The sequence below is a fragment of the Peptoniphilus sp. SGI.035 genome (assembly GCF_050315115.1).
Classification (GTDB): Bacteria; Bacillota; Clostridia; order Tissierellales; family Peptoniphilaceae; genus Peptoniphilus_A.
In genome coordinates this window covers 53,799-69,492 of record NZ_JBNPOJ010000002.1, presented here as the reverse complement: position 1 = coordinate 69,492, position 15,694 = coordinate 53,799, and the positions used below count along the sequence as shown (strand labels likewise).

Genomic DNA, 15,694 nt, shown 5'->3' with positions numbered 1-15,694 from the left:
TTGAATAAAAATAAAAAATTAACTAAAATAAAAAAAATATTTTCTGTTTTAGTTTTAGTTCCAACACTTCTAATTCCAAGTGTTGCAAGTGCCACAGCTAATGCTCCTATTGTAACAGAAATTAAATCTGAAAATGTAAAAATCGAGGAAAACCAAAATACTTTAAACAAAAAAATAAAAGAAGCTCACGAGATAAAATCCAAAAAAGATAATTTATCCGAAACTAAAAACCCAGTTTTTAGTCCATGGGCTACAAAGGACCTAAACGAGGCACAGTTTATGGGGCTTTATCCTGCGAAAGGTTTTTTCAATGGCAGGGACTTTAGGAAACCAGTAACATTTGAAGATGCCAAAACTTGTTATAAACTTTCAAAGAAAAAAATTGAAGAAAGAGGTATAGAGACAGCTGGAAACTTCACTTTTAAAAAACTTACCCGTGGAGAAATTTTAAATTCAATTTCAAAACTATTAAAAGATGAAAAATTTGAAATAAAAAATTTGAAAAAAGCAAAAATATTTTTAGGTTCTGAAGATGAAAAGTATTTAAATTCAAAAATTTCTCTAGAAGAGATGATCTCTTTATATTCAAGAGCTGTGAATAAAGTTTTGCAAGACAATGATAAAGTTTCTAGAGGATTTTTCTACGAAATAAACAACAAGGAAAATAAAATTTATATGCTTGGCTCAATTCACCTTGGAAATAGTTCCCTTTACCCAATAGACAAAAATATTTTAAATGCACTAAAATCTTCCGACAAGATTTTTATGGAAATTGATTTGTCAAAAAAAGATGAAGCAAAAAAAATGCGTGAAAAAATTTACTATAAAGATGGCAAAACTTTAAAAGATGATTTAGGCGATGAACTTTATTCAAGAGTTCTAAATTTATTTAAAGGTTTTGGAATGAAGGAAGCTGATATAAAAACTCTTAGACCTTGGGCAGTTTACAACACTTTGTCAATTGATCCATTAGGAGAAACTGCAAGAGCAAGTTTTGGAGTTGAATCCTACTTTATGAATCTAAGTCTATTAAATAAAATTGAAATCGGAGAACTTGAATCCATAGAGTATCAATCAAATATCCTTGCAAACTTTGACAATGCATCCTATATAAAGATGATTGAATCTCTAACAAGTGAAATAGAAAAAAATGGCTATAAAAATATAAATTTAAGTCTAGACAATTTGCTAGATGCCTGGCAAAGTGGCGACAAAGTTAAAATGAGATCTATTTTATCTGCTGAAGGAGACGAAGAGTCTGAAAAATTTAACGAAGCACTTTTAAGCGAAAGAGACAAAGGCATGGCAAAAAAAATAGATGCAATGCTAAAAAAAGATGGAAAAAACACATACTTCATATTAGTTGGATCCGCTCATTTAGTTCCAGAAAATTCTGTAACAGGAATTTTAAAAGCTATGGGATACAATGTAATTGAAAAATAATCGTAGTTTAAATATAATCAAATACCTCCAAGCAGTAGCTAATTTTAATAAACTATTTACTTGGTGGTATTTTTTTGTATAAAATCTAAATAAAATGTATAAATAAAATTAAAAATATTTTTGTATTTCAAAAAAACATCAGTTCGATCTAGTTAGAAGGCACTAATACACAAAAATTTTCACACTACCAAAGATATTATCTATTAAAATTTTTTCATCTATAATTTCATTTTCTTGTCCTTTCTTTTTTTATTTTAAACAATAAAAACAGTAAATCAATTTGATCTACTGTCCTACATTAACCTCGTCTTTAATTGTTAATTGTTAATTGTTTATTTTGTTATAATTGTATTATTTTATTTGCTATATCTTCTACAAATCGCTTATCATGTTCAACAAATATTAGTGTCGGCTTTGCTTCTTTTATAATTTCTTCAATTTGTATTCTAGATATTGCATCTATATAATTCAGCGGTTCGTCCCAAACAAAAATATGAGCTGGTTTTGACAAGCTTACAGCAATTAAAACTTTCTTTTTTTGTCCATCACTATAATTTTTCATATCCATTTCAAATAATTCTCTAGCAAAATCTAATTTTCTAAGAATTGTTTTACACAATGTTTCATCGACCGATTGCCTATGAATATACTCATTTAAACTCCCTATTAAATTAGATGTATCTTGAGGAATATAGGATGTTTTTAAATTACTTGCTAATTTTATCTCACCTGTATATTCATGATTTAAGCCTAATAAAATTTTAATCAAGGTTGATTTTCCACTGCCATTACTACCATATATAGCTACTATATCGCATTGTTTTATCTCAAAGCTTACATTGCTTAATATCTGCTTTTCTCCATAGTATGATGATAAATTGTCAATTGATATTAGAGAATTTTTATGATGATGTAAATTATGCAATAATAGACTTTCCTTTGTTTCAATATCTTTTAGTAAAATCTGTTTTTCTTCTATTGCCTTATTTTGTCTATTCTCTAAATTCTTGGACTTCTTCATCATCTTAGCGGACTGATGTCCTATATAACCCTTGTCTGGCTTTACGCCAGATACCTTTACGCCATTTTTCATGTTTTCAATTTTATCCGCCCAAATTTTACTTTGTCTCGCTGCTTCCCTTAATCGCTTAATATCTTTTCTTATTTTCTCATTTTGACTGATTTCAAATTGGTCTTTCATCAATTTATTTTCATACCATGATGTAAAATTTCCTGATTGAACATCAATAGAATTTCTATTAATTGAAATCACATGATCGATACAACCATCTAAAAAATCTCTATCATGAGATATTAACAAAAACCCTTTTTTACTTTTCAGATATTCACTTACAATTTTTCTTCCGTCCATATCTAAATGGTTTGTTGGTTCATCAATAAGTAAAAAACCATCTTCTCTTGTAAACAAAATAGCTAAAAGAATTTTTGTTTGTTCTCCTTTAGAAAGCTTTTCAAACTCTCTATAAATTAGATCTTCATCTATATTTAGCAAATTAAGTTCTCTAAATAATTTCCATTCTTCCTCATCTGATATTAGTTCTTTATATAAATCAATCCCTAATTTTGAAGTATCGTTTATATTTGGTGGGAATTTAATAAAGTCAACACTTTTGCTGATTTTGCCTTGATAAATCTCTTGATTTAGAAGTAGCTTAAATAGAGTAGACTTGCCAGTTCCATTTCTTCCTATTAGTCCTGTTTTCCAGTTTGTATCAAAAGAAAATGATACATTTTCAAATACCGGTCTCACATATCCATAATATGAGAAAGTGAGGTTTTCAATTTTAATTACTGACATAAAACACCTCTCGCAAGCATATTTTGCTTAATATTATACTATCTTTAAGCCATTTTTCTATTTAGTACCTCGTCTTTTAATTTTTATTTTCCAATCATTTCTTTTAAAATAACCTCGTCAGTTTCTCTCATTCCATCCTTTGCAATGTGTCCAACTGTTTTAATCATATCGTCTACATCGCTCTTTACTATTCCGTCACCAGATTTAAATGAGTTGCCAGACTTTGCTTGCTTATATGCAAGGAGTGACATTTTTAAGCTAGATGCAATTTTTATGGCACAAGATTCCTTTGCTCCATCACAAATAATTCCTGAATTTGTCGCAAGTGCATTTTTTAGAATTTCTTTTATAAGGTCTTCATCTTCATCTTTCATAAAGGCAATTCCACATACAGAAGAAGCTGCGGCAGACACAACTCCACAATAAGCAGATAATTCGCCAATTCCCTCTTTTATGTAAAGACCAATTAAATTTGCAAAAATAAGAGATCTATATAATTTATCCCTTTCTATATTGTGGTCTTTTGCATAAATAATTATAGGAACAGAAACTGTTATTCCTTGGTTTCCACTTCCAGAATTTATAACAACAGGTTTTTCACAGCCAGACATTCGAGCATCGGAACCTGCAGCTGCGTAGGCAACTAATTTGTCATTATAGTTATCTTTTGCATCTTCTAAAATCATTTTTCCAATGTTTGCACCCCATGGGTTTTCAATTCCTTCTACTGCAATATCATAATTATACTCAATTTCTTTATCTAAGACGTCTGTTATGTTTTTATAGTTTCCATTTTTTGCAAAATCATAAATTTTATCAAAGGATAAATCTATTTTATCTTCTGGCTTTTCATCTTCATTTTTATTTTCGAAAAGTACTTTATCATTTATACTCTCATAAATAATATTCGTATGGTAATCCTTAATTACTACACGAGATTTATTTCCATTCTTCTCCATAATTATGTCTATGTAAAGTCCCTTAATATCATGAACAAGTTCTATTTTAACTAAACCATTTTTTATAAGATCATCTAACATATTTAACTTGCCTTTATCAACACTAGATAAAACTTCAAGTTTCTTATTATAATCTCCAAGAAAGGCGCCCGCAGCAAGAGAAATTTCAATTCCCTTTCTTCCATCAGTGCCTGGCACTTTCACACTATTCACGTTCTTAATCATATTGCCCGATAACTTTGCCGTAATCTTTTCAGGGTCTTCTCCTAATATAGATCTTGCACGACTTGCGCCATAAGCCAAAGCTATGGGCTCGGTACATCCAAAAGCTGGTACCATTTTTTCTCTCAAAAAATCATTGTAATCCATAAAAATCTCCTCATAATTTTTTTATTAAATATATTATAGCAAAAATGATAACCTTATCCTATTAAAAACTCTTTCTTAAAAATTAAATATTCATGCATTCTTACAACTTATTTTTTATTATTTCGCCCAATTCATAGAATATTTTATGGCTTCATGCCATCTATCCATCTTTTTATTTCTTTCTTCCTCTTCCATTTTTGGCTCAAAATATTTTTCTATTTCATTATTTTCCCTTATTTCATCTATATTCTTCCAAAATCCTACTGCCAGCCCAGCCATGTAACATGCACCAAGAGCTGTCAATTCAATTACTTTTGGTCTTGTGACTTCAACTCCAACAATATCTGACAAAAATTGCATCAAAAAATTATTCTTGCTAACTCCGCCATCAACCTTTAGTGATTTAATTTTTATCTTTGAATCTTCTTGCATTGCTTCTACTACATCACAACTCAAGTACGCTATTGATTCCAATGCTGCTCTTATTATGTGATATTTATTAACTGAGCCTGTTAGTCCAATTATGCTGCCTCTTGCGTATTGATCCCAATAAGGCGCTCCAAGACCTGTGAAGGCTGGTATAAAATAACAGTCATTGGTGTCCTTTACCTTGCTTGCCATGTATTCGGAATCGTCTGCTTGGTCTATAATCCTTAGATTGTCACGCAAAAAATTAATGCATGAACCTGCTTCGAAAATTGATCCTTCAAGTGCATATTTAATCTTCCCATTTATTGACCATGCAATTGTTGAAACAAGACCATTTTGTGATCTTATTAGCTCGTCGCCAGTATTCATTAAGATAAAAGCTCCTGTGCCATAAGTTGATTTTGCCATGCCTTTTTCAAAGGATGCTGTGCCAAAAAGTGAAGACTGTTGATCACCTATTGCAGAGGCAATTGGTATTTCACAACCTAAGTATTTTGATTTTGAATTGCCATATACTTCGCTAGAATTTTTTATTTCGGGAAGCATGGATCTCGGTATGTCAAAAATTTCTAAAAGCTCATCGTCCCATTTCTTTTCTTTTATGTTAAATAACATTGTCCTTGACGCATTTGTGTAGTCTGTTATGTGAACTTCACCATCTGTTAATTTATAGATTAGATATGTATCTACTGTCCCAAACAAAAGTTCTCCGCGATTAGCCATTTCTATTGCACCGTCCACATTTTCAAGAATCCACCTTATTTTTGTGGCGGAAAAATAAGGGTCTATCACAAGTCCCGTCTTTTCTTTTATTTTTTCTTCAAGTCCTCTTTCTTTTAGTTCTTCACAGTATTTTGAAGTTCTTTTGCACTGCCATACAATAGCGTTATAAACTGGCTCCATTGTCTTTTTGTTCCAAACAATTGTAGTTTCTCTTTGATTTGTAATTCCAATCGCCGCAATATCTTTTGGGTCGATACCTTTTTTAGACATTGCTTCCACTGCCGTACCTATTTGCTTTGACCAAAGATCTTCTGGCTCTTCTTCAACATATCCAGGTTTTGGAAAATGTTTAATAAGTTCCTTTTGCGCAACAGATACTGGATTTCCCTTTTTATCAAAAATTATTGTCCTTGCAGATGTAGTACCTGCATCAAATGCCATTATGTATTTCATTTAATCACCATCTTCATTATATCATTAATACATTATTTTTCGATTTTACTTTTTTTTAATTAGTGCTATAATTATTTTATTATTTGCTGATATGGCTCAGTTGGTAGAGCAATTGATTCGTAATCAATAGGTCGGCGGTTCAAATCCGCCTATCAGCTCCATTTATATCTTTAAAAAGCTGACTTTTTAACTAAGCCAGCTTTATTTTATCTTCCATACTTTTCTATTATATTATCAATCATTTTTGAGTTGTTTGAACTAATATTGTAATAAATATTATTTACTCTAATAGTAAGACCTGTTTTTACAAAAGAAATTTTATTTCCACTTGTAAAATAGACGTTTATATAATTTGCAATTTCTGCATTAGTGTCTTTATTTGCCTGTTTTCCTCTCAATCGATTTAAATCTTTTACTATTTTATTTACAATTTTTTCTTCCTTTATTGTCTTCATATTGTCGGTTTTAAAACCAATTATCTCAATGTAATCAACATCTTTTGGATTAATATCTACTATTTTATTCCGTGAAGAAACTAAACTAACTCCAAAAAACATAATTACTACAAAAAATACGAAGAGAACAATTTTTGATTTCTTTGATTTTTTCTCTTTTCTCGCCATTATAAATATAAAACTCCATTCATAAATACGTAAGCTCTTCCCCCAACGCGAATCCTTTTTTCTCTATCTGTTATGCTAGTAAAAACTTTTGAAATTCTTCCAATGTAATCGCCTTGTATTGCTGTAATACTCTTGCTTTCTGTTATTCTGTTTGAACTTAGATAATACATAGTTGCAGCTGTTGATGTTCCGCTTCCAAATTCTTCATCCTCGCCGATTATTGGAGAAAAAGTTCTTTGTTTAATTGTTTTTCCATCATTAGTTGTGAAAGCATGAATTGATATTAAATTTTCATCTCTCGAAATTTTAAGTGCTTCTTTTTTATCTAATAATATAGAAGAAAGTGATTCCTCATTTTTTACAGGTACAATTATGTCACAAGTTCCCGTTGATATTTTTTTCATACTTAAATTTTCAGCTATTTCAAGTCCTATATCTTCTTTTTTTAAGTTAAGAATTTTTAAAATTCTATCTTCGTCTTCAAATTTTTCATCTAGTTTAATATCTAAATTCATATAAATATTTTGAATTTTTCCATTCCTATATTCAAGTTCAACAGGTATTTTCCCAATTTTTGTGTGTTGAATAATCTTCTTTATACCTTCTTCTTCACTTTTAATATATTCATTTTCTGCTAGTGCATAAAAAGTTGCAACAGTCGCATGTCCACAAAGATTTATCTCACCTTCAGGAGTAAAAAATCTCGTTAAATATCGATCCCTATCTAGTTCTCTTACAAAGACAATTACAGATTGATTAATATCCTTTGCAATATTTTCCATTTCTTGATCTGAAAGTTTTCCATCATCGTCAATTACTACACCAGTCGAATTACCCATAAAAGCCCTATCCGAAAAGGCCGATACTAAATATGTCGTATAAAATCTTTTCATTACATTAAATCCTTTTTCAAAATAAGATCAACAATTCTAGATAAGTCCTCTTCGCCATAATATTCGATTTCTATTTTACCGACTTTTCCTCTTTTTTTGAAACTTACCTTTGTTCCAAGTGATCTTTCAACTTCACTTCTTATGTCTTCCAAAAAAACATCTTTTACTTTTTCTTTTTTTCCATTCTCAGCAACTTTTTTGTTATCATTTACTGGAATGGAATTTTTTATAATCTTCATGGCCTCTTTATATTGTTTGTCCCCATCTTTTATGGAAAGCAAGTTTTTACCATGAGATGTGCTAATCTTTTCCTCTTCCAAAAGTTTTAGAACTCTAGGGTCTAGCTTTAAAAGCCTAATAGTATTTCCAACGTATTGTCTACTTTTGCCAATTTCATCAGCAAGTTCTTTTTGTGTTAGTCCTTGTGAATCTAATAGATGTTTGTAGCTCATAGCCTCTTCCACGGGATTTAGGTCTTTTCTCTGAATGTTTTCAATGATTGCAATTCTACTAGAAATTTCATCAGATACATCTTTTACAATCGCAGGGACCTTTGTTACTCCAGCATCTACTGCAGCTCTATATCTTCTTTCTCCAGCAATGATTTCATATTTATCATTTTTTTTCTTTAGTAAAAGTGGCTGAATAATTCCATATTTTTTTATTGATTGAGAAAGTTCATATAACTCATCTTTGTCAAAATTTTTTCTAGGCTGATCCTCATTTGGAATAATGTCAAATACATTGATTTCCATAAGTTTTGAACTATCTTCTTCAATAACTTCTCTTATTTTTTCACTAGATGTTAAAAAGTTTCCTATTCCTCTGCCAAGTCCATTTTTTTTAGTCATTTATTTCACCTATTACTTCTTTAGCAAGATCTGTGTACGCTCTTGCACCCTTAGATTTGCTGTCATAATCATATATATTCATGCCAAAGCTTGGAGCTTCTGCAAGTCTAACATTTCTTGGTATGAAAGTTTTAAAAACTTTGTCCTTAAAGAATTTTTTAACTTCTTCTGCCACTTGATTAGAAAGATTATTCCTTCCGTCGTACATACACATCACAACGCCTAAAATACTCAAATTTGGATTAAAATTATCTCTTACAAGAGTAATTGTGTCCATTAATTGTGAAACACCTTCAAGAGCATAGTATTCGCATTGTACAGGAATAAGAATTTTATCGCTTGCAACTAAAGACATCATAGACAATACTCCTAGAGATGGAGGAGAGTCAAGAATTACAAAATCATAATTGTCCTTTACCTTATCTATCATCTTTTTTAACTTAAACTGCCAGTCATCGTATCTTGCAAGTTCAATTTCCACTCCTGCAAATTCCCCATTTGAAGGAATTATGTCAAGCTTATTAAAAGAAGTTTTATAAATAGAATCTACTTTTTCATCTATAACAAAGTCGTATATCATATTTTCAAACTCGTAAACTCCAAGCCCCGATGTAGAATTTCCTTGTGGATCCATGTCGACAATAAGTGTTTTTTTACCTCTCAAGGCAAGTGCTGAACTTAAATTTATAACAGTGGTACTTTTCCCAACTCCACCTTTTTGATTAAAAACTGTAATTACAACAGACATTTTTTACCTCATTTCTATATAATTAATGATAACATGTTTGAATTTTTTTTAAAAGGTAAAGCAAAAAAATAAGCTCCAAAAATTTTTTGAAGCTTTGCTCCACGTGGAGCATTTTTATATTTATATAACTTTTTCCTTTGTTGCTCTACGTAGAGCATCTTTATTTTATTGATTAATTTGATTTTTGAAATTTATAAAGGTGCTTTCCTTGGCTTTCCTCCGCCTCTCGGATATTTTTTGTCGGTTTTTTTTAATTTCTTGACAACTATAATATAGTGGTCTATGTCCTTTGGTAGTGGAGTATGGATTACATCTTCTACAATTCCACCCATTAATTCAATTGCTCTTTTTGCTTTTTCAAGTTCTTCTTTATATTCCGGACCTTTTTGAGAAATAAAATACCCACCAACTTTTACAAATCCCATTGCATATTCTGTTAAAGTAGCTAGATTTGCAACTGCTCTTGATACTGCTATGTCAAATTGTTCTCTATATTCCTCTGTCCTTGCAATTTCTTCGGCTCTAGCGTGAATTGCCTTTATTTTTTTTAGATTAAGCTCTTCGATTACGCCATTTAAAAAATCAATTCTTTTTCTTAGTGAATCAAGAAGAGTTATATCTAATTGTCCGTTATAAAGCTTTAACGGAATTCCTGGGAACCCTGCTCCAGTTCCAATATCAATGATTTTTTTCTCTCCATCAAATTTTTTTGTCTTAAAGAGGCTTAATGAGTCCAAAAAATGTTTTACATTAAATTCATCATCTTCAGTAATTCGAGTGAGATTTGTGTGTTCGTTGTATTTTAATATTAGTTCTTTATATTTTTCAAATTTATCAATATTATCTGTATCCAAATCATAATCTGTCATATAATCAATTAGCATTTTTTCTCCTTAATTGTTCAAGATGTATTAATAGCACATTTATATCTGCTGGGGAAACTCCCGTTATTCTAGATGCTTGACCAATAGATTCTGGTCTAATATCAGATAATTTTTCCTTTGCTTCTAACCTAAGTCCTTCTATGTTTTTATAATTAATATCCTTGGAAAGTTTTTTGTTTTCAAGCTTTTTAAATTGTTTTATTTGTATTTCTTGTTTTTTAATATATCCTTCGTACTTTATTTCAATTTCAATATTTCTTATTACATCACTTCTAACAAAAGGTCTATCTTTGTCAAATACTGCAAGTTTTTTATAGTCAAGTTCCGGCCTTTTTATAAGTTCATAAAGTGAAAAAGAATTTTGAGTTTCTGTTGATCCTAAGCATTTTAGGATTTTATTGTTTTCAACAGTTGGGTTAATTTGAATTTTTTTAATTCTATTAATTTCTTCTTCGATGGCATTTTTTCTGTATAAATATCCTTTATATCTCTCGTCATCTACAAGTCCAATTTCTCTTCCTCTTTCTGTAAGTCTTAAATCTGCGTTGTCTTGTCTTAGAGTGAGTCTATATTCAGCTCTTGAAGTCATTATTCTATAAGGTTCCCTAGTTCCCTTAGTTACTAAATCGTCAATTAAAACTCCAATATATGCTTCAGATCTATCTAGCACGAAGGGTTCTTTTCCCTTGACTTTAAGAGCTGCGTTTATTCCTGCAACAATTCCCTGTGCTCCTGCTTCTTCATATCCACTAGACCCGTTAATTTGTCCAGCAAAAAATAATCCCTCATAGTCCATATGCTCAAGAGTCCTCTTTAAGAGAGTTGCGTCAATTGCATCGTATTCAATAGCATAGGCTGGTCTTAAAATTTTGCAGTGTTCCATTCCTATTATTTCTCTGTAAAACTGATTTTGTATTTCAACTGGTAGGGAAGATGACACACCTTGGATGTACATTTCATCAGTAGTAAGACCTTCTGGCTCAATAAAAACTTGATGTGAATCTCTGTCGGCAAATCTAGTTACTTTATCTTCAATAGATGGACAGTATCTTGGACCTTTTCCCTCAATATCACCAAGAGCAAGTGCAGATCTTTCGATATTATTTCTAATAATCTCGTGACACTTTTTAGTTGTATAAGTCAAATAACAAAATTCTTGTTGAATATCATATTTTTTATCAATATTTAAGAAAGAAAATGGGATTATTTCCTCATCTCCTTTTTGTTCTGTCATAACAGAATAATCCATTGATTTGCGCAAAACTCTTGCAGGAGTACCTGTTTTCAATCTCCTGAGTTCCATTCCAAAATCTTTTTCAAGACTTTCTGAAAGATAATTTGCTGGACCAAATCCACTTGGACCAGAAGAATAATTTACTTCTCCCATAAATACCTTTGATCTTAGGTAAGTTCCGCTACATATTACAACGCATTTAGTGTTGTATTTAGCACCATTTCTCGTTAAAACTCCTGTTACTTTCTTCCCATCTTTTAAAATTCTAATAGCTTCATCTTGAACGAGATATAAATTATCTTCATTTTCCAATACTCTTTTCATCTCGTCGTGATACTTTCTCTTGTCAGCTTGCACTCTAAGTGAATGAACAGCTGGACCTTTTGAAGTATTGAGCATCCTAGATTGGATAAAAGTCTTGTCTATATTTTTTGCCATTTCGCCGCCTAGAGCGTCAATTTCACGAACTAAATGGCCCTTGCCTGTTCCGCCAATGTTAGGGTTGCAGCTAAGTTGTGCTATTGAATCTAAATTTATACATAATAAAAGAGTTTTTGCTCCAAGTCTTGCAGATGCAAGAGCAGCTTCACTTCCTGCATGACCTGCTCCAATTACAACTGTATCAAAATCTCCAGCTTCAAAATATTTAATATCTGACATCTTTACCTACTTTCCTATACAAAAATCAGAAAATACTCTGTCCAAAATATCTTCTGTTGTAATTGTTCCTGTTATCTCAGAAATATGTGCAATTACATTTTCGAGGTCAACTTCAATTAGATCTAAAAACACCTTTTTATTTAAGCTTTCTTTTACCTCTAAAAGCTCTTTTCTTGCTTCCTTTAATGCATTTATATGCCTAATATTAGAAAGCACTGTGTCAGATGAAATTTGAAGTTCTCCATCGAAGAACAAATCTAAAATTAGTTTTTCAACTTTTTTAACAGATTCATTTTTCATAACTGAAAGTCTCAAATAATCATCTTTAAAATACTTTACAATTTCTTCGTTAGAAATCTTTTGTTCTAAATCATCTTTGTTTAATATAATAATATGTTTTTTATTTTCGATTAATTTTAAAATTTCTTTATCGTTCTGATCAAACTCTCTTGAAATATCAAAAATCGCAATCACTAGATCAGCATCTTTCAGTTTTTCTCTTGCAATATTTACGCCAATTTTTTCAACTTCATCATCAGTTTCTCTAATTCCTGCAGTATCAGAAATTTTTAATAAAACACCATCTAAATTTATATAATCTTCAATCACATCTCTAGTTGTGCCTGCAATGTCAGTTACTATGGCTCTTTCGTACTTTAAAAGTCCATTTAAAAGCGAAGATTTGCCAACATTTGGTTTTCCGAGAATTACAGTATTTATTCCATCTCTAAGGAGTCTTGAGTTTTTGGAATTTTCAAGAAAATTATCCATTTTGTTTAAAATTTTTTCACTCCTATCAATAAGGTCATTGTAGGCAGCATCTTCAATATCTTCGTCAGGAAAATCTATGTTTGCGACAATAAGAGCCTGCATAGAGATAAGTTCATCTTTTAATTTATTTAGTACCTCGCTGAGAGCGCCACTAAGTTGATTTAAGCCAAGATCAAAAGAAATATCTGTTTTTGCCTTAATCATATCTATTACTGCCTCAGCTTGAGTTAGATCGATTCTTCCATTAAGAAAACCTCTCTTAGTAAACTCCCCTTTTTCTGCCAGCCTTGCGCCCTTAGATAGAATTAAATTTAAAATTCTTTTGACAGAAACAATTCCTCCGTGACAGTGAATTTCAACAATATCTTCAGCTGTATAGGAGTGAGGTCCCTTCATCTTTACAACTAAAACTTCATCTATTTTTTTGTTTCCATCACATATGTGACCATACAAAAACTTTCTATTTTCAGCATCTGCTATCTTTTTTCCACTGGCAGATACAAAAATTTTATCTATTATATTTATTGAATCTTCGCCGCTCATTCTTACAATTGCAATACCAGCTTCGCCAATTGCAGTAGAAATTGCAGCAATAGTATCATTTAAATTTCCCATTATATCAGTCCTTTTAAACTATATTACTACAATTAAATCAAATAAAAAAGAAGGCTTTTAAAATAAAGCCCTCTTATAAAATTTTAATATTTTCTTTCTTTTTGAATTACAACTTTTCTAAAAGGATCTTTCCCTTCAGAATGTGTTAAAACTCCTTCAAAATCTTGCAAAGCTGTGTGAATAATTTTTCTTTCATAAGAATTCATAGGTTCAAGCTTAACTGATCTGCCAGTCTTTGTAACCTTATTAGCCATTTTATTTGCAAGGTTTATAAGAGTTTGTTTTCTCTTTTCTCTATAACCACTAGAATCTAAGTTTACTCTAATATATCTTGAAGATTTTTTATTAACTATTAAATTTAAAATATATTGAATTGAATCGAGAGTTATGCCTCTTTTTCCAATTAAAATTCCAAGTCTATTTTCATCTCCATTGATATTAATGTTTAGAGTATTATCTTCCAATTCCATTTCCACAGTATTGTCAAGTTCCAAAGTATAAAGAATTTTTGAAGTAAATTCTCTAGCAGCATCTAAGATATTTTCATTTTCTTCTTCGATGCTATTTGAACTTTCTTCAACATATACATCTTCACTAATTTCAAGACTATCTTCTGTTGTTTCTGTGGAGATTTCATTATTTTCTATTTCAAGTTCAACATTATCTTGAACTGCGTCTTGGCTCTTCTCTGGTTCAATTTTTTCGTTAAATATTTCATCTAAAATACTTTTAGTTTCATCTTTCTTTGGCCAAACTTTTACAGTTGCATCCTTAGAACCAATAAGTCCCAAAAATCCCTTTTGACCTTCATCTAGCACTTCGATTTCAGCATTTTCTCTTGAAATATTTAACTCACTTAGAGCCTCTCTTACTGCTTCATCAACGGATTTTCCCGTTTTAATTACATAATTCATTACTTATCCTTAACCTCAACTTCTTCAATCTCTTCTTCTACAATCTTATTAGTAATAAGCTGTTGGACTATTGAAAATATATTAGAAACAGTCCAATAAATAACAAGACCAGCTGCATATCTTCTCGCCATTGAAAAAATTAAAATAGGCATTACAACCATCATAGTAGTCATCATTGACTTAGCCTGATCAGCACCTGCACCTTGAGAGGCAGGGTTTTTAGTAGTAATAAAACTTACTAAAAAAGTTGAAACAGCAGCTATAACAGGCATAATAAAAGTTGGATCTACATGATCAATATTCTCTATATAAAAGAAGTTCTTGTTCATTGTTTCATAAAAACCTGGATCCGTAAAAGCGAAGGTTTGTGGGTTTAAAAACACTCTATAAAAAGCAATTAACACAACCATTGTTATAATCATTGGCAGACATCCACTAGCGACGTTATAATTAGCATCTTTATAAAGTTTTTGTTGTTTAGCAGCTAAAGTTTGTGGATCATTCTTGTACTTTTGTTGTATTTTTTTAAGCTCTGGTTGAAGTTTTGCCATTTTCTTTTGACTTTTCATCTGAGAAATATTTAGTGGCAAAATTAAAAGCTTAATAATAATAGTAGCAATAATAATCGAAAGTGCAAAGTATGAAACTTGAGCTGGTTCATTTTGCATAATTGTAGCGAGTCCATCATAGATGAACTTTACAAAAATTCCAAGTATAGAACTAATTAAATGCATTAATAATTTCCTCCAATATTAAATGAGAGGATCGTAACCGCCTTTGTGAAAGGGATGGCATTTTAAAATTCTTCTAATAGTAAGATAAGTACCTTTAAAAAAACCATACTTCTCGTAGGCTTCATAACTATATTGTGAACAAGTGGGTGTAAATCTACAATGTCTTCCTGGTAAAAGATATGTAGAAATAAATTTTTGATAAAATCTTATTAATAACATACAAATTTTACTCATTTAATCATCTTCTTTTGTCTTTTTAAAACAGAAAAAAAAGAACTCCTAAAGTCTTTAAAATCAGAATCACATGCATCCTTTTTTGCAACGAATACATAATCGTAACCTGGTTTTATTTTATGAGAATTCTCTCTTAAAAGGTGTTTTAATCTTCTTCTAACAAAATTTCTATTTACGGCATTTCCAATCTTTTTAGTAGCAGTAATTCCAAATCTTGGATAATCTCTTTTATTCTCAACAGTAAAAAGAGTAATATACTTAGATCCAGAAATTTTTTTGTTAGAATAAACCCTCTGAAATTCACTATTCTTTTTTAAATAACAATCCTTCATTATAAA

General features: G+C 30.6%; 15 protein-coding genes and 1 tRNA gene. 2 read left to right on the top strand and 14 right to left on the bottom strand.

Features of this window, described 5'->3' with window-relative positions; genetic code table 11:
* On the top strand, positions 1-1,443 hold the full coding sequence (locus ACQRC6_RS01585) for a TraB/GumN family protein (protein WP_427847431.1): 1,443 nt from the start codon (positions 1-3) through the stop codon (positions 1,441-1,443).
* 340 nt (positions 1,444-1,783) lie between these two features.
* On the opposite strand, the gene ACQRC6_RS01580 is transcribed toward ACQRC6_RS01585, so the two are convergent.
* The 3 genes from ACQRC6_RS01580 to glpK form a co-directional block, all read right to left on the bottom strand.
* Positions 1,784-3,262: an Lsa family ABC-F type ribosomal protection protein gene (locus ACQRC6_RS01580; protein WP_427847430.1), complete on the bottom strand. Its 1,479-nt coding sequence runs from the start codon at positions 3,260-3,262 to the stop codon at positions 1,784-1,786.
* An 83-nt stretch (positions 3,263-3,345) separates the two neighbouring features.
* Entirely contained in the window at positions 3,346-4,590 is a 1,245-nt protein-coding gene (locus tag ACQRC6_RS01575; RefSeq protein WP_427847429.1) for a serine dehydratase subunit alpha family protein, read from the bottom strand.
* Between the two features lie 117 nt (positions 4,591-4,707).
* Positions 4,708-6,195, bottom strand: coding sequence for a glycerol kinase GlpK (gene glpK, locus ACQRC6_RS01570; RefSeq protein WP_427847428.1), 1,488 nt, complete (start codon positions 6,193-6,195; stop codon positions 4,708-4,710).
* 85 nt (positions 6,196-6,280) lie between these two features.
* Between glpK and ACQRC6_RS01565 the strand changes: the two genes are divergently transcribed.
* Positions 6,281-6,356: transfer RNA gene (locus tag ACQRC6_RS01565), tRNA-Thr, on the top strand.
* A gap of 45 nt (positions 6,357-6,401) precedes the next feature.
* Here the strand turns inward: ACQRC6_RS01565 and ACQRC6_RS01560 are convergent.
* From ACQRC6_RS01560 to rnpA, 11 genes are all read right to left on the bottom strand, one after another.
* Complete coding sequence (locus tag ACQRC6_RS01560) at positions 6,402-6,818, bottom strand: hypothetical protein (RefSeq protein ID WP_293558339.1); 417 nt, start codon at positions 6,816-6,818, stop codon at positions 6,402-6,404.
* Positions 6,818-7,711: a PhzF family phenazine biosynthesis protein gene (locus tag ACQRC6_RS01555; RefSeq protein WP_427847427.1), complete on the bottom strand. Its 894-nt coding sequence runs from the start codon at positions 7,709-7,711 to the stop codon at positions 6,818-6,820. Before ACQRC6_RS01555 ends, ACQRC6_RS01560 begins: the two co-directional genes overlap by 1 nt.
* Positions 7,711-8,562, bottom strand: coding sequence for a ParB/RepB/Spo0J family partition protein (locus ACQRC6_RS01550; protein ID WP_427847426.1), 852 nt, complete (start codon positions 8,560-8,562; stop codon positions 7,711-7,713). The genes ACQRC6_RS01555 and ACQRC6_RS01550 overlap by 1 nt, the downstream gene beginning before the upstream one ends.
* Positions 8,555-9,310 (bottom strand): ParA family protein, encoded by a 756-nt coding sequence (locus tag ACQRC6_RS01545; RefSeq protein WP_320850040.1) that lies wholly within the window; start codon positions 9,308-9,310, stop codon positions 8,555-8,557. Before ACQRC6_RS01545 ends, ACQRC6_RS01550 begins: the two co-directional genes overlap by 8 nt.
* Before the next feature lie 191 nt (positions 9,311-9,501).
* Complete coding sequence (rsmG, locus tag ACQRC6_RS01540) at positions 9,502-10,194, bottom strand: 16S rRNA (guanine(527)-N(7))-methyltransferase RsmG (RefSeq protein WP_427847425.1); 693 nt, start codon at positions 10,192-10,194, stop codon at positions 9,502-9,504.
* Entirely contained in the window at positions 10,184-12,088 is a 1,905-nt protein-coding gene (gene mnmG / locus ACQRC6_RS01535; RefSeq protein WP_427847424.1) for a tRNA uridine-5-carboxymethylaminomethyl(34) synthesis enzyme MnmG, read from the bottom strand. Before mnmG ends, rsmG begins: the two co-directional genes overlap by 11 nt.
* A gap of 6 nt (positions 12,089-12,094) precedes the next feature.
* On the bottom strand, positions 12,095-13,474 hold the full coding sequence (gene mnmE, locus ACQRC6_RS01530; protein ID WP_427847423.1) for a tRNA uridine-5-carboxymethylaminomethyl(34) synthesis GTPase MnmE: 1,380 nt from the start codon (positions 13,472-13,474) through the stop codon (positions 12,095-12,097).
* Between the two features lie 83 nt (positions 13,475-13,557).
* Entirely contained in the window at positions 13,558-14,388 is an 831-nt protein-coding gene (gene jag, locus ACQRC6_RS01525; protein WP_427847422.1) for an RNA-binding cell elongation regulator Jag/EloR, read from the bottom strand.
* Positions 14,388-15,122: a YidC/Oxa1 family membrane protein insertase gene (locus ACQRC6_RS01520; RefSeq protein ID WP_293558323.1), complete on the bottom strand. Its 735-nt coding sequence runs from the start codon at positions 15,120-15,122 to the stop codon at positions 14,388-14,390. The genes jag and ACQRC6_RS01520 overlap by 1 nt, the downstream gene beginning before the upstream one ends.
* A gap of 18 nt (positions 15,123-15,140) precedes the next feature.
* Positions 15,141-15,356, bottom strand: coding sequence for a membrane protein insertion efficiency factor YidD (gene yidD / locus ACQRC6_RS01515; RefSeq protein WP_075659723.1), 216 nt, complete (start codon positions 15,354-15,356; stop codon positions 15,141-15,143).
* Positions 15,353-15,688, bottom strand: a complete 336-nt coding sequence (gene rnpA, locus ACQRC6_RS01510) for a ribonuclease P protein component (protein ID WP_293558321.1) — start codon at positions 15,686-15,688, stop codon at positions 15,353-15,355. Before rnpA ends, yidD begins: the two co-directional genes overlap by 4 nt.
* Positions 15,689-15,694: the final 6 nt, after the last annotated feature.

Excerpts from the sequence above, each read along its gene's own strand:
- ACQRC6_RS01580 (WP_427847430.1), bottom strand. The coding sequence starts at position 3,262 with ATGTCAGTAATTAAAATTGAAAACCTCACTTTCTCATATTATGGATAT.
- ACQRC6_RS01575 (WP_427847429.1), bottom strand. The coding sequence starts at position 4,590 with ATGGATTACAATGATTTTTTGAGAGAAAAAATGGTACCAGCTTTTGGA.
- glpK (WP_427847428.1), bottom strand. The coding sequence starts at position 6,195 with ATGAAATACATAATGGCATTTGATGCAGGTACTACATCTGCAAGGACA.
- ACQRC6_RS01560 (WP_293558339.1), bottom strand. The coding sequence starts at position 6,818 with ATGGCGAGAAAAGAGAAAAAATCAAAGAAATCAAAAATTGTTCTCTTC.
- ACQRC6_RS01555 (WP_427847427.1), bottom strand. The coding sequence starts at position 7,711 with ATGAAAAGATTTTATACGACATATTTAGTATCGGCCTTTTCGGATAGG.
- ACQRC6_RS01550 (WP_427847426.1), bottom strand. The coding sequence starts at position 8,562 with ATGACTAAAAAAAATGGACTTGGCAGAGGAATAGGAAACTTTTTAACA.
- ACQRC6_RS01545 (WP_320850040.1), bottom strand. The coding sequence starts at position 9,310 with ATGTCTGTTGTAATTACAGTTTTTAATCAAAAAGGTGGAGTTGGGAAA.
- rsmG (WP_427847425.1), bottom strand. The coding sequence starts at position 10,194 with ATGCTAATTGATTATATGACAGATTATGATTTGGATACAGATAATATT.
- mnmG (WP_427847424.1), bottom strand. The coding sequence starts at position 12,088 with ATGTCAGATATTAAATATTTTGAAGCTGGAGATTTTGATACAGTTGTA.
- mnmE (WP_427847423.1), bottom strand. The coding sequence starts at position 13,474 with ATGGGAAATTTAAATGATACTATTGCTGCAATTTCTACTGCAATTGGC.
- jag (WP_427847422.1), bottom strand. The coding sequence starts at position 14,388 with ATGAATTATGTAATTAAAACGGGAAAATCCGTTGATGAAGCAGTAAGA.
- ACQRC6_RS01520 (WP_293558323.1), bottom strand. The coding sequence starts at position 15,122 with ATGCATTTAATTAGTTCTATACTTGGAATTTTTGTAAAGTTCATCTAT.
- yidD (WP_075659723.1), bottom strand. The coding sequence starts at position 15,356 with ATGAGTAAAATTTGTATGTTATTAATAAGATTTTATCAAAAATTTATT.
- rnpA (WP_293558321.1), bottom strand. The coding sequence starts at position 15,688 with ATGAAGGATTGTTATTTAAAAAAGAATAGTGAATTTCAGAGGGTTTAT.